We start from the raw sequence: 17657 nt of genomic DNA, 5'->3' as shown, positions 1-17657 counted from the left end.
GACCGCCGTCGATATGGTGGTCACAACGAGAGGGGACGCATGTCCGCACCACGACGGCACACGGTCACCGTTCCCGGCGCGCGGGTGTCGGTCGCGGAATGGTGCCCCGCGGCGGAGACGCAGCCGCCCGCGCTCCTTCTGCACGGCGGCGGCGCCGACAGTGCAGAACTCTCCTGGGGCGAGGTCGGACCGGCGTTGGCGGCCGCCGGACACCGCGTCGTGGCACCGGACCACCCCGGGTTCGGGCGCAGTCCGCGCCTCGAAGCGCCGCTGACGCAGGAGCGCCTGGTGCAGTACGTCGGCGACCTCGTCGATGCCCTCGACCTGCAGGCCTACGTCGTCGGCGGACTCTCCCTGGGTGCCGGGTTGGCGTTGGGCCACCTCCTCGACCGCCCGGACGCTGCGCTCTCCGCCGCCCTCCTCGGCAGCTACGGGCTGATGCCACGGCTGACGGACGGACGCCTCGGTGCCCTCTCGCACCTGTCGACATTCCTGCTCCTGCGTTCGGGGCTGCTCGGCGCCATGACACGCGCCTACGCGCGCGACCGTAAGGCGATGATGCGCGGCCTCCAGGATCTCGTGCGCTCCCCGGACGCCCGCAACCCGGCTCTCGTCGATGCGGTGCTCGCCGAGGCAGCGACCGGATCGGGTCTCACGACGTTCGGCGACTGGCAGCGGGATCAGGTGCGACCGCTGCGACTCCGCACCGACTACCGCGACCGGCTCGCCGAGATCCGGGTCCCCGTCCTGCTCGTGCACGGCGACCGGGATTCCGGCGTGCCTCTTCGGAGGATCGAGGAGGCGGCGGACGCGCTGCCGGCCGGCCGGCTCCTGGTGGCACCGGGAGCCGGACACTGGGTGCAACGCGACCGCCCCGACCTCGTGATCCCCGCCCTCCGGGACTGGTTCGCCCGAGGCTCCGATGCCTAGGCCGCTCGTGCCCGACCGGCGCGCTCGCATCCTCGATGCCGCGGAGCGGATGGTGCTGACCGACGGGTTCGATGCCATGAGCGTCGCCGCGATCGCACGCGCGGCCGGCATCGGCAAGGGCGCGGTCTACCTGGAGTTCGCGGCGAAGCGCGACATCCTTGACGCGCTGCTCCAGCGCGGCACGTCTCGGATCGCCGATGCGGTCGCCCGTACCGCAGGACCGCAGCCCTCGCTCAGTGCCCTCTACCGCGCCACAGCTGCTGCCCTGCTCGGCGACGAGCTCATGACGGCCGCGTTCCTCGACGACGCGGGAATGCTCGGTGCGCACGTCGCCGCGCAGCCACCCGCCCGGTACCGGAGGCGTCACGAACAGGTCGTCGCCGGGATCCGTGAGCTGCAGGAGCAGGGCCGGATCGTGCCGGACGTGGAGCCCGAGGCCCTGGCTCTCGCGTTGTCCAGTGCCACGCTCGGCCTGCTCTCCGCGGCCCGCACCCTGGGGCCCCTCGATCGCGCGACGCTGGAGAGCGCCATCGACACGGTCGGCCGCATGGCCGCGAGCTTCGAGACGGAGTGACATGCATCACGAGACGACAGGCTCCGCAGGAACCCCTCCCCTCCTCCTGCTGCACGGGGGCGGGGTCGCCGGCTGGATGTGGGAGCCGCTGCGCAGTCACCTCGACCCCGCACGGCGGGTCATCCTCCCGGATCTTCCGGGACACGGTGGCAGCGCGACAGCGGACTACGTGTCGCACGAGGAGACGGTCGCGGCGCTCGTCCCGCTGCTGGAGCAGGAGACGCAACCGGCGACCGTCGTCGGGTTCTCCCTCGGCGCCCAGCTCGCCGTCCTGCTCGCGGCACGACGACCGGACCTCGTCGCCGACGCCGTGGTCATCAGCGCTCAGGCGGAACCGCTGCGCGCCGTCGGCCCGACCCTCGCGCTGCTCCGCCTCACGGCAGGGCTCGCCAGGAACGAGCGCTTCGCCCGCCTTCAGGCCCGCGAGCTGTTCATTCCCGACGCGCTGCTCCCCCGCTATCTGGAGACCTCCGCGGCCATCTCGCGCACGACCCTGCTGCGCGCGGTAGAGGAGAACCTCCGTTTCACGCCTCCGCCCGCGTGGCGCGCGCATCCCGGCACCGCCCTGATCCTGGTCGGTGCGGAGGAGAAGCCGATGATGCGCCGCTCCGCCGCGCTGCTGGACCGGGTGCATCCCCGCAGCACCCTCGAGGTCGCCGAGGGGTGCGGACACGGCATCCCCCTGCAACGGCCGGCGGAGCTCGCCGCGCGTCTGGAGGAGCGCCTGGCCACCTGACCGGTGCGTGACCGCTCAGCGGTCGCAGGTCCCCTTCTCCTGGAGCGTCTCGTCCGTGACGATCGCCCCGTCCACGTCGATGTCGATCACGGCCTGGTCCTCGACGATCTCGATTCCCGTCAGGGTGAGGCCGGCCGGCAGCTGGTCCGCGATGCAGACGCGCCGCGGTTCGGTGATCCCCTCGCCGAGGGATCCGAGGGACGAGCCCACACGATCGAGATCGATGTCGACGCCGCCGATGCTCGCCGCCACCGGAGTGAGTTCGAGGTCGCCCTCGACAGCCCCGGGGGTCAGGGTCACGGATACCGGCACCGCGGTGCCGAGCACGTCGAACGAGCCGCCGAGGGTCGCGTTCGGCGCCACGAACTCCACGGTGTCGACAGGGAGTTCCGAGTCGGCGAGCAGAGCGGTGAACTGCTCCTGGTCGATGCGGATGGTGCCGTCCGCGCCGTCGAGGTCGCCGCCCCGCAGCGGAACGCCCGTCGCCGTGACGTCGGCGGCACCGGTGATGCCCTGCAGCGTGACGGCCTCCGTCGACAGGCGCAGGGTGTCGAGACGACCGGCGAGGAGCTGTGGGAGGAGGATCCCCTCGGTCTCGACGTCCAGCTGCTGGTCGGCAGGGAGGTCGAGCTGCTCGATGACGATCGATCGGACGACACCGGGCAGCACCGCACGGGCGACGAACTCGGCCGCGACCACGAGGGCGGCGAGCACGACCACGACGATGAGCACGACCCACGGCCACCGCCGGCGACGACGTGCGGCGCCGCCCCGACCGTCCGCCGCGTCCGGGACCACGAGCGTCGGGTGCTCGTCCGAGGGCTTCGGATACGGGAGGGTGTGGTTGTCGTCGCTCATGGCGCTCCTACATGCGCTCGGGCGCGGACACGCCGAGCAGGTCGAGTCCGTTGCGGAAGACCTGGCCGGCGGCATCGTTCAGCCACAGGCGCGTGCGGTGCACGTCCTCCACCGGGGCCTCGCTCAGCGGGATCACCCGGCAGTTGTCGTACCAGCGGTGGTACAGGCCGGCGAGCTCCTCCAGATAGCGCGCGACGCGGTGCGGCTCCCGCACCTCGGCCGCGAACGCCACGATGCGGGGGAACTCCTGGAGCGCGCCCAGCAGCGCCGCCTCGGTCTCGTGCGTGAGCGTCTCCGGGGCGAAGACGGAGCGGTCGACGCCGGAGTCGGCGGCATTGCGCGCGACGTTGTGGGTACGGGCGTGTGCGTACTGCACGTAGAACACCGGGTTGTCGTTCGTGCGCTTCTGCAGCAGCTCCGGGTCGAGGTCGAGCGGCGAGTCGGCGGGCGAGCGCTCCAGCGAGTAGCGCAGCGCGTCCGTGCCGAGCCAGTCGAGCAGGTCGTCCATCTCGATGATGTTGCCGGCACGCTTGCTGAGGCGGGCGCCGTTGATCGAGACCATCTGGCCGATCAGCACCTGGATGTTCTTCGCGGGGTCGTCCCCCGCCGCCCCCGCGACCGCCTTGAGACGGTGCACGTAGCCGTGGTGGTCGGCGCCCAGAAGGTAGATCTTGTCGCGGAAGCCGCGGTCGCCCTTGTTCAGGTAGTAGGCGGCGTCGGCGGCGAAGTACGTGTACTCGCCGTTCGAGCGGCGGATCACACGGTCCTTGTCATCGCCGAAGTCCGTCGTGCGCACCCAGACGGCGCCGTCCTCGTCGAACACGTGCCCCTGCTCGCGCAGACGGTCGACGGCCTGGTCGATCAGGCTCGACCCCGAGGCGTCCTTCGCGTGGAGGGTGCGCTCGGAGAACCACACGTCGAACGGCACGTTGAAGCGCTCGAGCGAGTTCTTGATCTCCGCGAGCTGGTACTCGTAGCCGAGCTCGCGGGCGACCGTGAGCTGCTCCTCCTCCGGGAGATCGAGCAGGTCGGGACGCGCGTCGAGCACGCGACCGGCGAGCGTCGCGATGTACTGCCCCGGGTAGCCGCCCTCCGGCGTGGGCTCCCCCTTGGCCGCGGCCAGCACGGACGCGGCGAAGCGGTCCATCTGCACGCCCGCGTCGTTGATGTAGTACTCACGCACCGCGCGGGCACCGCTCGCGAGGAGCAGGCGCACGATCGCGTCGCCGAGGGCGGCCCAGCGCGTGTGCGCGATGTGGAGAGGACCGGTGGGGTTGGCCGAGACGAACTCGACGTTCACGCTGACGCCCTCCTGCGAGGAGTTCGTCCCGTAGGCGGGACCGGCGTCGACGATGACCTTCGCGAGCGCACCGGCGGCGGCGGCGTCGAGACGGATGTTGAGGAAGCCCGGACCGGCGACCTCCACGCTCGCGATGCCGTCCACATCGACCAGTCCGTCGGCGATCTGCTGGGCGAGCTCACGCGGGTTCGTGCCGAAGGGCTTGGCCAGGCGCATGGCGATGTTCGAGGCCCAGTCGCCGTGGTCGCGGTTGCGCGGGCGCTCCAGCACGATGTCGGCGGCGGAGAGGTCGAACGGCTCGCCCGGACGTCGTTCCTCGGCGATGGGGGCGAGGACGGCGAGGAGGGCGTGGGCGAGCGTTTCAGGATTCATAGACTCCCCAGTTTACGGGGGCGCGCCACCCCTCTCCGCCGCCCCTCGTCGCGAAGAGTTTGCGTTCCGCGTTCCGTGATCTACTCTCGTGCCATGAACGCCCCCGCCGCCTCTCGTCGACTGCGCATCGCGGGCGTCGCCACCGCTCTTCTCGTCGCCGTCGCCGCGGGGGTCCTCGGAGTCTGGCGCCCCTGGGTTCCGGCGCCGTCGTCCCTCCCCGTCGGCGCGGCAGCCGGAGACGAATCCATCGCGGTGATCGCTCCCGCGCCGCTCGCGCTCCCGGAGGAGCCGACCGTCCTCGTCTTCGGTGATTCCTGGACCTACGGCTCGGCCGCCTCCGACCCCACCCTGGGGTATGCGTACGTGCTCGCCGACCTCCTGCGCGGCACGACCATCGTGGACGGCGTCCGGGGCAGCGGCTACCTCAAGCCCGGCATCGACGGCCCCACCTTCGGCGAGCGCATCGCGGCACTGGACCCGGCCCTCGACCCGGATCTCGTCATCATCCAGGGCTCCATCAACGACCGGGCGCAGGGCGAGGCCGGCTATCGCGACGCCGTGACCGCCGCATGGGACGCGCTGACGGCGCGCTACCCGGAGGCGGCGATCGTCGTGCTCGGGCCCGCGCCGCACGAGCTCCCGGTCGGGGCGCAGACGGCACGGATCGATCGGGACCTCGCGGCTCTCGCCTCGGCCCGCGGCTGGTGGTACATCTCCCCGATCGAGCGGGACTGGATCACCGACGAGAACTATCTCGCCGTCATCGACGTGGAGGTCGGGCGCAAGCATCCGTCCACCGATGGCCACCGCTACCTCGCGGAGAAGCTGGCCGCAGCGCTCGACGAACTGCGCGCCGCGCCGGTCACGGAGGCCGGTGGGTCGGAGACCACCCCCGACGAGTGATATTGTCGATCGGTACGCCTCCGTAGCTCAGTGGATAGAGCGCCGGTTTCCGGTACCGTAGGTCGCAGGTTCGACTCCTGTCGGGGGCACTAGAAAACACTGGGAGAGCTGGGGAAACCCCGGCTCGCAGTAGCCAAAACTGTGGCCACCTCGATTTTCGAGGTGGCTACGTTTTTATCGGCTTTTCGCGCTCAGGCGGCACGTTTCAGCCGTCCGCGGAACCGTTTTGCCGATCCGCTCTTTCACCATCCGCGCCGTCACCGGGCCAGCTTCGATTCCTTGAATGGATCGCCCGGCGGTGGAGGAGCGTCCAGTAGCGGACTTCACTGATGTGGCGTTGGGCCGCGGATGGGATGGGTGTCGGTTGGGGCGCTTCGGGTCTCGGTTTCGACTGCGAGTACCGGGCGTCACGGTTCCGATGATCGCTGTGGCGTCAGGCATCCGCTTCTCTAGATGACACGCAATTGAGCGGCATCTACGATGCGAGCATGGGGATCAACTACGCCGCCGCGACCACTGAGCAGCTAAGGGCCGAGATCGCGGGAGCCGGGCGCAGTATCCGAAACATCGCTGCGGAACTTGGCGTCGACTACACCACTCTGTTCAGGGCGGTCACTGGCGGGAGGCCGATTCGAGTGCAGACTGTCTTTAATCTGCTCGAGGTTCTCGGGGTGACTCCAGGCGTATTCTTCGCGCGCGTTCAAGAGAGGGCTGAGCGGGTGGCCGAAGAAACCGCAGCCACCCATCGCCTGTCTAGGCTCCCTTGATGCCACTGTCTACCCTGGGTAGACTATACTCATGGTCAGCGAGCAACCCACCCGGAAGATGGTCAAGGCACTACGGGCCGCCGGGTTCACCGCGGTCCGAACGGTTGGGTCGCACACCGTCTGGGCAAAGGAAAACACCAGCATCAGCGTCCCGGACGGGCACAAGACGATCTCTCCCGGCGTTGTTCGCCAGATCAACAAGGCAATTGAGGAGGCCACCAAGTGAAGAGCTATGAGGTCATCGTCAGCCGTGAGGGAAAATGGTGGATGGTCGCCATCCCCGAGATCGATGGGCTCACGCAAGCCCGCACGATCAAGGAAGCGCATCAAATGGCAAAAGAGTACATCGCCGTCACCCTAGATATTCCACTCGATTCATTCGGAATTCACGTCAAAGCTGAGCGCATCGGGACTGTAGAGCACGTCACGCAGATCCTCGAAGACATCAAGATCGAACGCGCGGAGGCCGAGAGGAAAGAGCGCGAAGCGAATGAGCGAGCTCGAGCGTTGGCCAAACAGCTAGCCGCTCAAGAGATCACTCTTCGGGACATAGGCGACTTGTTCGAAGTTTCTCACCAACGCGCGCATCAGCTCGTCAAATCGTAATTTCACCTTGAATGCGGTTCGCTCGCGCAGCAGGTACCCGTCTGATGCGATGCCCGTGTTAGATGAGCTGAAGGCGACCGCGGGTAATCGAACCAACCGATCTGCTTGCTGAGGCCTGGGCAATTGGATCGGATACTTCACTTGAGACAAGAGGGATCGTCCAGACGGACGGTCCCTCTTCTCGTGCGCCCAGGGTCCCGTCAGCAGCCCCGACGCACGGACCGGTAGCCTGGATCCGTGCCCTCCCTCCTCATCGCCGGTTCGACGCGCGCTCCGCGCCGTCTGTCGTCCGCGACGCCGATGACGGAATGGATGCGCGTGGTGCTGCACCCCGGCACGAACGGGTGGACGAGCGTCTGGGGCACCCTCTCGCACGGCGAGATCGCCGGCTGCCCGCCGCCACAGGGATAAGCCGCACCCGGACGGGTGCGCTACATCGCGTCACCCATCCATCTGCCGTGAGGTATCCCTGTGTCTTCTTCGTCGTCCCCTGCCCGTTTCCGTCTCGCGCCGCATGAGCTCTGGCGCGGCATCCGCTCCACCGCCCGCAGCGACGTGCTCGGCGGCGGTCTGCTGCTGACCGCCACGCTCGCCGCCCTGATCCTCGCCAACTCCCCCGCCGCCCCGTGGTACGAGGCGATCAGGGACTTCCGCTTCGGTATCCCGGAGTGGCACCTCGAGCTCAGTGTCGGTGCCTGGGCCGCCGACGGCCTCCTCGCGGTGTTCTTCTTCGTCGTCGGTCTGGAACTGAAGGAGGAGTTCGTGGCCGGGCGCCTGCGCGATCCGCGCCGTGCCGCGCTTCCGATCGCCGCCGCGGTCGGCGGCGTGGTCGTCCCTGCCCTGCTGTTCGTCGCGATCAACGCGGCCTCGGGCGCCGACGTGCTGCGCGGGTGGGCGATCCCCACGGCCACGGACATCGCGTTCGCGATCGCCGTGCTCGCCGTGGTCGGCCGCTTCCTCCCGCCGGCCCTGCGGGTGTTCCTGCTGACCCTCGCGATCATCGACGACCTGATCGCCATCACGATCATCGCCACCTTCTACACCGAGACCATCAGCTTCCCCTGGCTGATCCTCGCGCTCCTCCCCCTCGCAGGCTTCGCGCTCGCCGTGCAGAACGGCATCCGATCCTGGTGGATCCTGCTCCCCCTCGCTCTCGCCGTGTGGGCATTCGTGCACGCCTCGGGGGTGCACGCGACGGTCGCCGGCGTGCTGCTCGGCTTCATGGTGCCGGTGCGCCCGACGGACCGCGCGCGGGTGCGCACCGGAACGGACGGCGACGGTGCCCCGGTGTACGACGGGCTCGCCGCGCACTTCGCCGACCGCTGGGGCATCGTCGCGACCCTCGTCGCCGTGCCGGTGTTCGCGTTCTTCGCGGCCGGGGTCGAGATCGGCGGCATGGACGGCCTCGTCTCGGCGCTGACCGATCCGATCACGATCGGGATCATCGTGGGGCTCGTGCTCGGGAAGCCCATCGGCATCCTGCTCACGACCTTCCTGTTGAGCCGCGTGCCGGCCCTGCGCCTCGATGAGTCGCTGCGCTGGCCGGATCTCGCGGGCATGTCCCTGCTCGCGGGCATCGGGTTCACGGTCTCGCTGCTGGTGGGAGAACTCGCGTACGGCAGCAGCAGCGTCGCGGACGATCACGTGAAGATCGGCGTCCTCGTCGGCTCGCTCCTCGCCGCGGTCCTCGGTGGCCTGGTGCTCGCGGCCCGCAGCCGTCGTGCGCGTGCGGAGACCGGGGCCCTCTCCGAGAGGTGAGCACCCGCTCTACGCTCTCCTGCGCCGTTCGTCAACGCCCTGAGTGATCCTCGAGGCGGTGCTTAGCGTCGGTCACCCCGACGCAGCGAAGGAGCACCCGATGAAGGCGATGACCTACCGCGGACCGTACAAGATCCGGGTCGAGGAGAAACCCGATCCGACGATCCAGCATCCGAACGACGCCATCGTGCGGGTCACGAGGGCTGCCGTCTGCGGATCGGATCTCCACCTCTTCCACGGCATGATGCCCGACACCCGCATCGGGCACACCTTCGGTCACGAGATCGTCGGGGTGGTGGAGGAGGTGGGCTCCTCGGTGGAGACGCTGCGCCCTGGCGACCGGGTGATGGTGCCCTTCAACATCTACTGCGGGTCGTGCTACTTCTGCCGTCGCGGCCTCTTCTCGAACTGCCACAACGTGAACCCGAACGCGACCGCCGTCGGCGGGATCTACGGCTACTCGCACACGACTGGCGGGTACGACGGCGGGCAGGCCGAGCGCGTCCGTGTGCCGTTCGCCGATGTCGGCCCGTCGGTGATCCCGGAATGGCTCGCCTCGGAGGATGCGCTGCTGCTCACAGACGCGTTCTCCACGGGCTACTTCGGTGCTCAGCAGGGTGACATCGCCGAAGGGGACACGGTGGTCGTGTTCGGCGCCGGTCCCGTCGGCCTCGCCGCCGCGCGCTCGGCCTGGTTCCTCGGCGCGGGGCGCGTCATCGTCGTCGACCACCTGGACTACCGGCTCGAGAAGGCCAGGCAGTTCGCCTTCGCCGAGACGATGCACCTCCATGAGGTCGGTGACATCGTCCTCGCCCTGAAGAAGGCGACCGGCTACCTCGGCGCCGACGTGGTGATCGACGCGGTCGGCGCGGAGGCGGACGGCAGCGTCGTCCAGCACGTGACCGGCGCGAAACTGAAGCTGCAGGGCGGCTCCCCCGTCGCCCTGAACTGGGCCATCGACAGCGCGCGCAAGGGAGGGACGGTCTCGATCCTCGGGGCTTACGGGCCGCTGGTCACCTCCGTCCGTCTCGGGGACATCATCAACAAAGGCCTCACGGTGCGTGGCAACCAGGCACCCGTGAAGAGGCAGTGGCCGCGACTGCTCGAACACATCCAGGCGGGGCACATCCGGCCGTCCGAGCTGCTCACCCATCGCTTCCCGCTGGAGCATATCGCCGAGGCCTACCATGTGTTCTCGTCCAAGCTCGACGACTGCATCAAGCCGCTCATCGTCGTCGGAGAGGAATGACCATGCCGTACGAAGGATCTCGCCCCCTCCCCGCGCCGACCCCCGACGAGCTGCGCGCCCGGATCCCGGGCTGGGGCGCCGACCTCGCCCCCGAGCACCGCCGCACCTGGCAGCAGCTGGACGATGTCGGCGACACGGGCGCCCATTGGGACCTCCCGGAGCGTCAGGGCCCCGACCGCGGCCGCGAGCGCTCGATCGAACACGGCATGCTGCCCCCGGTCTGGGGCACCGCGCAGCCGTTGCACGGCGTGTCCGGAGCCATCCGGCGCGTGGCCTACGATCGGTTCAGCGAGACGAAGAACACCCGCTGGCTGCTGCTCGTCCTGGGAGACCGTGTGGACGCCGTGACGGCGCACGCCCGCTCCCTGGTGACCCGGCGACCGGACGATCCGATCACCCAGACCGGCGTTCTCGCGGAACCCCGTCACCGTCCGCTCGCATCACGGTTCGGACGAGGCCGCATCGATCTCCGGCACACGTGGCTCGACCCGATCATCGTCGTCGGGCCCTGGGCGCTGACGGCGGTCCTGGGCGTCCGCGCTCTCCGCCGCCTCGGCCGCCGGCACTGAGCCGGGACCGAGCCGGCGGCGTGTGAGGCTCAGCGCTGCCGGATCTCTGCGGTGACGACCTCAGGACGGAGGTCGAGCCGCCGCAGCAGCTGCGCGTTGAGGGCCACCACGATCGTCGACAGCGACATCAGCACCGCACCCACGGACATCGGCAGCACGAAGCCGATCGGCGCGAGCACCCCCGCGGCGAGCGGCACGGAGAGCAGGTTGTACCCCGCCGCCCACCAGAGGTTCTGCTTCATCTTCCGGTAGGAGGCACGGGACAGCTCGATGACCGACAGCACGGCGCGGGGGTCGTCGCCCGCGAGGATGACCCCCGCGGAAGCGATCGCCACGTCGGTCCCTGCGCCGATCGCGAGACCCACGTCGGCCTGGGCGAGCGCGGGCGCATCGTTCACGCCGTCTCCCACCATCGCGACCTTGCGGCCCTCGCGCTGCAACTCCTGCACCTTCGCCGCCTTGTCCTCCGGCCGGACGCCGGCGAACACGCGGTCGATGCCGAGGTCCGTCGCGACGGTGTGCGCGACGGCCTCCGCGTCACCGGTGATCATCACGACCTGGACGCCGAGCGCATGCAACGCATCGACCGCGTCCCGCGACTCCGGACGCACCTCGTCCGCGAGCTTGAGCGCCCCGACGACCTGGCCGTCACGCAGCACGTGCAGGATGATCGCACCGTCTGCACGCCAGCCCTCCGCGACGGGGAGCTCCTGGGCGTCCTCCTCCGTGAGCAGATGCGGGCCGCCGACCCGGATCACGGCTCCGTCCACCGTCGCGGTCACACCGACCGCAGGAGAAGACGAGAAGTCGCGGCTGGCCGGCACCGGGAGCTCCTTGTCGCGCGCAGCGCGCACGATGGCCTTCGCCAGCGGATGCTCGCTGTCGGCCTCGGCGGCCGCGGCGAGCGCCAGCACCTCGTCCGCGGTCTCCGCGCCGGCCACCGACACCTCGGACACGACGGGCTCGCCCTTGGTCAGGGTGCCGGTCTTGTCGAACAGCACGGTGTCGACGGTGCGCATGCTCTCCAGGGCGAGCCGGTCCTTCACGAGGACGCCGCCGCGCGCCGCACGCTCGGTCGCGATCGACACGACGAGCGGGATGGCCAGTCCCAGTGCGTGCGGGCAGGCGATCACGAGGACGGTGATCGTGCGGATCACGGCGTCATCCGGCAGACCGACGGCGCTCCACACGACGGCGGTGATCACGGCGGCACCCAACGCGAACCAGAACAGCCAACCCGCGGCCGTGTCGGCGAGGCGCTGCGCGCGAGACGAGGAGTTCTGCGCTTCCGTGACGAGCCGCTGGATCCCCGCGAGCGTCGTGTCGTCGCCGGTCGCGGTGATCTCCACGCGCAGCCCGGAGTCGGTGGCGACGGTGCCCGCGGTCACGGGGTCGCCGGTCGCACGGGTGACCGTACGGGACTCCCCCGTCACCATGGACTCGTCCATCGAGGCGCGGCCGTCGACGATGCGACCGTCCGCGGGGATGCTGCCGCCGGGGCGCACCACCACGACGTCTCCCACGCGGAGGTCCGAGGGAGAGACGCGCACGACCTGATCGCCCTCGACGCGCTCCGCCTCGTCCGGCAGGAGGGCGGCCAGCGAGTCGAGGGCGGAGGTGGTCTGTGCGAGCGACCGCATCTCGATCCAGTGCCCCAGCAGCATGATGACGATCAGCAGGGCGAGCTCCCACCAGAAGTCGAGCTCGTGGTGCAGGAGGCCGAGGCTCGCTCCCCACGAGGCGACGAACGCCACGGTGATCGCGAGACCGATGAGCAGCATCATCCCGGGCTTGCGCGCACGGATCTCGCTGACGGCGCCGGTGAGGAACGGCTTCCCTCCCCACACGTACATGACGGTGCCGAGGACCGGCGACACCCATGCCAGGCCCGGGATGTCGGGGAGCGGGTAGCCGAGGACCATCGCGAACATGCCCGAGAGCAGCACGGTGGGGACCGCGAGGACGAGCATGATCCAGAACAGCCGCCGGAACTGGGCGACGTGGTCGCCATGACCGCCATGGCCCCCGTGACCTCCGTGTCCCTCGTGATCCCCGTGCCCGGTGTGCCCGGTGTGTCCTGCGTGGTCCGTGTGGTCTCCGTGCGCGGTGTGGTCCGCGTGTTCGGAGTGGCTCGTCTGCGTCCCGGTCCCGGCTGCCGCGGGGTGGCCGTGCGCGGAATGGTCGTGGTGCGAGGTGCTCATGTCTTCCCTCCAACGTCGATGATGCCGTGCGGGGCCGATTCTGTCGCGGCCCCGCACGGATGGGGGCTCAGGCCGCCCTGGTGTACTTCGCGGGATCGGCGTCGAACGCCGGCCCGCAGCCCGCGCAGCAGAAGTAGTAGCGCGTGCCCTCGTGGTCGCGGTACAGGCCCGCGGCCTCGGCGGTCGCGATCACCACGGGTGTTCCGGCCATCACCGGGCATTCGGCCATGCTCTCGGCCGGCACGGCGAGCAGGTCGGTGCGCCCGTCGGCGGAGACGCCGCTCTGGCGCGGGACGCTGCAGCAGGATCCTGCGGGGGAATCGGACATGTCGGTGCTCCTCTGTCGTTCGTTCACGGGGTGTCCACCGCCCTGCTGCGGAAGGACCGCAGGCGGAGGCTGTTGCCGACGACGAAGACGCTGGAGAACGCCATCGCCGCACCGGCGAGCATGGGGTTGAGCAGGCCGAGCGCCGCGAGCGGGATCGCCGCGACGTTGTAGGCGAAGGCCCAGAACAGGTTGCCCTTGATCGTGCCGAGCGTGCGGCGGGACAGGCGGATCGCGTCGGCGGCACTGCGGAGGTCGCCGCGGACGAGGGTGATGTCGCTCGCCTCGATCGCCGCGTCGGTTCCGGTCCCCATCGCCATCCCGAGGTCCGCCTGCGCGAGGGCCGCCGCGTCGTTCACGCCGTCCCCGACCATCGCGACGACCTTGCCCTCGTCCTGAAGCCGGCGCACGACGTCGACCTTGCCCTGGGGCAGCACCTCGGCGATCACCTCGGTGATCCCGACCTCGCGTGCGATCTGCTCCGCCACCGCGCGGTTGTCACCGGTGAGCAGGACGGGGGTCAGCCCCAGTGCGCGGAGCTGCGCCACCGCCTCCGCACTCGTGGCCTTGACCGTATCGGCGACGACGAGCACTCCGCGGGCCCGGCCATCCCAGCCCACCGCGATCGCGGTCGTGCCCTGAGCCTCCGCCTCGGTCGTGGCCGCTCTCAGCCCTGCGGACAGGTGCTGCGACCAGTCGGCGAGCAGCGAGGTGCGTCCCACGACGACGGCGTGACCGTCCACGATGCCCTGGACACCCTTGCCCTCGATGTTCCCGAACTCCTCGACGGCCGGCAGGGCGCCGAGTTCGCGGGTGGCCGCGGCCGCCACAGCCTGAGCGATCGGGTGCTCGGAGGCGTCTTCGAGGGCGCCGGCCAGCCGCAGCAGCTCCTCGCGCTCCACCCCGTCGTCGGTGTGCACCGCGGTCAGCGTCATGCGACCGGAGGTGACCGTCCCCGTCTTGTCGAGCACGATCGTGTCGACCTTCCTGGTCGACTCCAGCACCTCGGGGCCCTTGATGAGGATGCCCATCTGGGCGCCGCGACCGGTGCCGACGAGCAGGGCGGTCGGCGTGGCCAGACCCAGCGCGCAGGGGCAGGCGATGATGAGCACCGCGACCGCGGCGGTGAACGCGGCGGACGCAGGGAATCCGGCCGCCAACCAGGCCACCAGCGTGCCGAGGGCGATGACGATCACGATCGGCACGAAGATCCCGGAGACCTTGTCCGCGAGCCTCTGGACCTCGGCCTTCCCGGTCTGCGCGTCCTCCACCAGCCGCGCCATCTGCGCGAGCTGGGTGTCGGCGCCGACCCGGGTCGCACGGACCACCAGCCGTCCGCCGGCGTTCACGGTGGCTCCGGTGACGGCATCGCCCGCGCCGACCTCCACGGGCACCGACTCACCGGTGAGCATGGAGGCGTCGACCGCGGACGTGCCGCCGACCACGACACCGTCGGTGGCGATCTTCTCCCCTGGACGCACGACGAACTGGTCCCCGACCCGCAGCTCGCTCGTCGGGATCCGCGTCTCGACGCCGTCGCGGAGCACGGCGACCTCCTTCGCGCCGAGTTCCAGCAGCGCGCGGAGCGCCGCACCGGCCTGCCGCTTCGAGCGCTTCTCGAAGTAGCGCCCGGCGAGGATGAACGTGGTCACCCCGGCTCCGACCTCGAGGTAGATGTTGGCAGCACCGTCGCTGGGCGCCACGGTCAGCTCGAACGGGTGCGTCATACCTGGCATCCCGGCGGTGCCGAAGAAGAGCGCGTACAGCGACCACAGCAGCGCGGCGAGCGTGCCCATCGAGATGAGCGTGTCCATCGTGGCCGCTCCGTGCCGGAGGTTGATCCAGGCCGCCTTGTGGAACGGCCAGGCCGCCCACACGATCACAGGTCCCGCGAGCGCGAGCGACAGCCACTGCCAGTACGTGAACTGGAGCGCCGGGATCATCGCCATCGCGATGACCGGGACGGTGAGCACGACGGCGGCGATCAGCCGCTGCCGCAGCGCGGTGAGCTCCGGATCCGGCTGCTCTCCGTCGGGCTGCGCACCCTCCGGCGCGGGAGGCGCAGGGACGACGGCGGTGTAGCCGGTCTTCTCGACCTCGGCGATGAGCAGGGCGGTGTCGACGCCCGCCGGCACCGTGACGCTCGCCTTCTCGGTCGCGTAGTTCACGGTGGCGGTGACGCCGTCGAGACGATTGAGCTTCTTCTCGATCCGCATCGCGCACGACGCGCAGGTCATGCCGCCGATCTCCAGCTCCACACTGGTCGCGGATGGGGTGTCCATCAGGACCGTACCGCCTGGTAGCCCGCCTCGTCCACGGCGGCCAGCACGGCCGTGTCGTCGACGGGGGCGGAGCTGCGCACCACGAGTCTCCCGCTCTGCGCGCTGACATCGATACCCTCGACACCGGGGATGCGCGACACCTCGTCGCGGATCGCCATCTCGCAGTGGCCGCACGTCATTCCGGTGACCTGGTACTCGCTCGTGCTCACCATGCTTTCCTTTCCTCGGGATACCCCCCTGGGGTACTCCTTCGGCACAACCTTATACCCTCCGCGGGTATTCCCGCACGCCCGGGCGGCAACGGGACTCGTCCGCTCCGGGTGAGGGACGCTCGGCATCCGACGCCGCGCCTGGGAGGATCGCGGTCATGGACTCCACTCCCCTGTCATCCTGGCGGGACACCACCACGCGCCGCGCCATCGAGGCGTTCGTCGCCGCCGCGACCACCGGCCCGGAGGCCGTCCCCGTCGAAGAACGGATCGCCGTGTTCGACAACGACGGCACACTGTGGTCGGAGAAGCCCATGCCCACCCAGCTGCACTACGTGGTCGAGCGCTGGCGCGAGGCGGCCACCCGCGACCCGTCCCTCGCCGAGAACCAGCCGTACCGCGCGGCGGTGACCGGTGACCTCGCCTGGCTCGGCACCGCGATCGACAAGCACTACGCCGGCGACGACTCCGACCTCGGTGTCATCATCCAGGCGCTCCTGGGGCTGACCGACGGTGTCAGCGTGGAGGACTACGCCCGTTCGGTCACGGAGTTCTACCGCTCCGCGCAGCACCCGATCCTCGGTCGCCCGTACGCGGATTCCGTGTACACGCCGATGGTGGAGCTGCTGCGCTACCTCGAAGCCCATGGCTTCACCTGCTACATCGTCTCCGGCGGCGAGCGCGACTTCATGCGGCCGATGACCCAGGCGAACTACGGCGTCCCTCCTGAGCGCGTGATCGGCTCGGCGCTCGGGCTCACCTACGACGAGAAGGATGCCAGCGTCCGCTACTCGTCCGCCCTGGCGTTCTTCGACGACGGTCCGGAGAAACCGGTGCGGATCTGGAGCCGGATCGGTCGGCGTCCGCTGCTCGCCGCCGGCAACTCCAACGGGGACATGCCCATGCTCGACTTCGCGCACGGCGGCCCTCGCCGCGGACTCGCGCTGCTGATCCATCACGACGACGCGGGCCGCGACGACACCCCCTACGACACGGGAGCCGAGAAGGCCCTGCGCGCAGCCGACGACCGCGGCTACACCGTGGTCAGCGTCAAGGACGACTGGGCGTCCGTGTTCCCCGACCCGGCCTGAGTCCGGCAGTGCCGGGCGGTCAGAGGGCGCAGCGGAAGCCGATGTGGGTCATGGCGGTGTCCTCTGCCTGCGCCGATCGCGCCGCAGGGCGGTAGCGGAGGCAGTACTCCGGAGCGCAGAGGTGCGAGCCGCCCTTGAGCACGCGGCGCGGGATGGGCGACCCGGGCTCGGAGGACAGCAGGCTCGCGCGATGTCCCGCCTCGACGCCCACGGCTCTCGGCGGTACATGTCGGTGCGTCCAGTAGTCCGCCGTCCATTCCCACACGTTGCCGATCATGTCGTGCAGGCCGTAGCCGTTGGCGGGGAACGAGGCCACCGGAGCGGTGCCGATCCACCCGTCGGCGCCATCGTTCCGGTACGGGAAGGCACCCTGCCAGGTATCCGCCATGAGGGTGCCGTCCAGCTTCGTGTCCTCCCCCCAGGCGAAGCGGGCACCGACGAGGCCACCGCGCGCCGCCCATTCCCACTCCGCCTCGGTGGGCAGGCGCCTGCCGGCCCACGCGGCGTAGGCGACGGCATCGGGGTACGCGACCTGCACGACCGGATGATCGAGACGGTCATCGATCGACGAGGTCGGCCCGAAGGGGTGCCGCCAGGACGCCCCGGGCTCCCACCGCCACCACTGACGCCAGTCGCGAAGGTCGACGGGACCGCGTGTCGGCGTGAAGACCATGGCCCCGGGGACGAGGTCGTCCGGGTGCACGCCTGGGTAGTCGGCAGGGTCCATCGGCCGCTCGGCGATCGTGACGTAGCCGGTGTCCTCGATGAAGGCCGCGTACTGGCGATTGGTCACGGGATGCTCGTCCAGCGTGAACGGCTCCACGCGCCGCTCGTGGACGGGCCCCTCCTCCGGGTAGAACTCGTCCGACCCCATGAGGAGCGTGCCGCCGGGGACCTCGATCATCGCCGTCATGCCCTCATGCTAGG

At 70.1% G+C, this 17657-nt stretch carries 19 protein-coding genes and 1 tRNA gene; 13 read left to right on the top strand and 7 right to left on the bottom strand.

Annotated elements, in window-relative coordinates:
- Window positions 1-39: 39 nt before the first annotated feature.
- The 3 genes from AB0310_RS02915 to AB0310_RS02905 are packed head-to-tail and all read left to right on the top strand — an operon-like array spanning window position 40 to window position 2240.
- The gene (locus tag AB0310_RS02915) at window positions 40-930 is read left to right on the top strand and encodes an alpha/beta fold hydrolase (protein ID WP_366236553.1); all 891 of its coding nucleotides are present in this window, start codon (window positions 40-42) and stop codon (window positions 928-930) included.
- A complete protein-coding gene (locus AB0310_RS02910) occupies window positions 923-1504 on the top strand; it encodes a TetR/AcrR family transcriptional regulator (protein ID WP_366236552.1) in 582 nt (193 codons plus the stop codon). Before AB0310_RS02915 ends, AB0310_RS02910 begins: the two co-directional genes overlap by 8 nt.
- 1 nt (window position 1505) lies before the next feature.
- The gene (locus tag AB0310_RS02905) at window positions 1506-2240 is read left to right on the top strand and encodes an alpha/beta fold hydrolase (RefSeq protein ID WP_187663803.1); all 735 of its coding nucleotides are present in this window, start codon (window positions 1506-1508) and stop codon (window positions 2238-2240) included.
- A 15-nt stretch (window positions 2241-2255) separates the two neighbouring features.
- Here the strand turns inward: AB0310_RS02905 and AB0310_RS02900 are convergent, their stop codons facing one another.
- Both AB0310_RS02900 and argS read right to left on the bottom strand, forming a co-directional pair.
- Entirely contained in the window at window positions 2256-3098 is an 843-nt protein-coding gene (locus AB0310_RS02900) for an LmeA family phospholipid-binding protein (protein ID WP_366236551.1), read from the bottom strand.
- A gap of 7 nt (window positions 3099-3105) precedes the next feature.
- Window positions 3106-4770 (bottom strand): arginine--tRNA ligase, encoded by a 1665-nt coding sequence (gene argS, locus AB0310_RS02895; RefSeq protein WP_366236550.1) that lies wholly within the window; start codon window positions 4768-4770, stop codon window positions 3106-3108.
- 93 nt (window positions 4771-4863) lie between these two features.
- Here argS and AB0310_RS02890 point away from each other — a divergent pair, with 93 nt between their 5' ends.
- From AB0310_RS02890 to AB0310_RS02850, 9 genes are all read left to right on the top strand, one after another.
- On the top strand, window positions 4864-5673 hold the full coding sequence (locus tag AB0310_RS02890; RefSeq protein WP_187663800.1) for an SGNH/GDSL hydrolase family protein: 810 nt from the start codon (window positions 4864-4866) through the stop codon (window positions 5671-5673).
- Between the two features lie 16 nt (window positions 5674-5689).
- Window positions 5690-5762 (top strand) — tRNA-Arg (locus tag AB0310_RS02885).
- A gap of 399 nt (window positions 5763-6161) precedes the next feature.
- Entirely contained in the window at window positions 6162-6440 is a 279-nt protein-coding gene (locus tag AB0310_RS02880; RefSeq protein ID WP_366236549.1) for a helix-turn-helix domain-containing protein, read from the top strand.
- A gap of 31 nt (window positions 6441-6471) precedes the next feature.
- Window positions 6472-6666 carry a type II toxin-antitoxin system HicA family toxin gene (locus AB0310_RS02875; protein WP_187663798.1) on the top strand — a complete coding sequence of 65 codons (195 nt, stop codon included), beginning with the start codon at window positions 6472-6474 and terminating at the stop codon, window positions 6664-6666.
- On the top strand, window positions 6663-7046 hold the full coding sequence (locus AB0310_RS02870; protein WP_187663797.1) for a HicB family toxin-antitoxin system: 384 nt from the start codon (window positions 6663-6665) through the stop codon (window positions 7044-7046). Before AB0310_RS02875 ends, AB0310_RS02870 begins: the two co-directional genes overlap by 4 nt.
- Window positions 7047-7283: 237 nt before the next feature.
- Entirely contained in the window at window positions 7284-7457 is a 174-nt protein-coding gene (locus AB0310_RS02865; protein ID WP_164498170.1) for a hypothetical protein, read from the top strand.
- A gap of 60 nt (window positions 7458-7517) precedes the next feature.
- Complete coding sequence (gene nhaA / locus AB0310_RS02860) at window positions 7518-8804, top strand: Na+/H+ antiporter NhaA (protein WP_366236548.1); 1287 nt, start codon at window positions 7518-7520, stop codon at window positions 8802-8804.
- Window positions 8805-8904: 100 nt separating this feature from the next.
- Entirely contained in the window at window positions 8905-10053 is a 1149-nt protein-coding gene (locus tag AB0310_RS02855) for a zinc-dependent alcohol dehydrogenase (RefSeq protein WP_366236547.1), read from the top strand.
- Window positions 10054-10055: 2 nt separating this feature from the next.
- Window positions 10056-10622 carry a hypothetical protein gene (locus AB0310_RS02850; RefSeq protein ID WP_292796662.1) on the top strand — a complete coding sequence of 189 codons (567 nt, stop codon included), beginning with the start codon at window positions 10056-10058 and terminating at the stop codon, window positions 10620-10622.
- A 29-nt stretch (window positions 10623-10651) separates the two neighbouring features.
- Here AB0310_RS02850 and AB0310_RS02845 read toward each other — a convergent pair whose 3' ends face one another.
- From AB0310_RS02845 to AB0310_RS02830, 4 genes are all read right to left on the bottom strand, one after another.
- Window positions 10652-12823, bottom strand: coding sequence for a heavy metal translocating P-type ATPase (locus tag AB0310_RS02845; RefSeq protein ID WP_366236546.1), 2172 nt, complete (start codon window positions 12821-12823; stop codon window positions 10652-10654).
- Window positions 12824-12890: 67 nt separating this feature from the next.
- Complete coding sequence (locus tag AB0310_RS02840) at window positions 12891-13151, bottom strand: YHS domain-containing protein (protein ID WP_280565920.1); 261 nt, start codon at window positions 13149-13151, stop codon at window positions 12891-12893.
- 23 nt (window positions 13152-13174) lie between these two features.
- Window positions 13175-15430: a heavy metal translocating P-type ATPase gene (locus AB0310_RS02835; protein WP_280565921.1), complete on the bottom strand. Its 2256-nt coding sequence runs from the start codon at window positions 15428-15430 to the stop codon at window positions 13175-13177.
- Window positions 15430-15642, bottom strand: a complete 213-nt coding sequence (locus AB0310_RS02830) for a heavy-metal-associated domain-containing protein (RefSeq protein WP_366236545.1) — start codon at window positions 15640-15642, stop codon at window positions 15430-15432. Before AB0310_RS02830 ends, AB0310_RS02835 begins: the two co-directional genes overlap by 1 nt.
- 155 nt (window positions 15643-15797) lie before the next feature.
- Here AB0310_RS02830 and AB0310_RS02825 point away from each other — a divergent pair, with 155 nt between their 5' ends.
- Window positions 15798-16730 carry an HAD family hydrolase gene (locus tag AB0310_RS02825; RefSeq protein WP_313366691.1) on the top strand — a complete coding sequence of 311 codons (933 nt, stop codon included), beginning with the start codon at window positions 15798-15800 and terminating at the stop codon, window positions 16728-16730.
- Between the two features lie 19 nt (window positions 16731-16749).
- Here the strand turns inward: AB0310_RS02825 and AB0310_RS02820 are convergent, their stop codons facing one another.
- Window positions 16750-17643: a formylglycine-generating enzyme family protein gene (locus tag AB0310_RS02820; RefSeq protein WP_313366690.1), complete on the bottom strand. Its 894-nt coding sequence runs from the start codon at window positions 17641-17643 to the stop codon at window positions 16750-16752.
- Window positions 17644-17657: the final 14 nt, after the last annotated feature.

The organism is Microbacterium meiriae, from assembly GCF_040702565.1.
In the GTDB taxonomy this organism is placed as follows: Bacteria; Actinomycetota; Actinomycetes; order Actinomycetales; family Microbacteriaceae; genus Microbacterium; species Microbacterium meiriae.
Note: the sequence above shows the minus strand (reverse complement) of the source record. Positions and strands in the feature narration are given on the sequence as shown.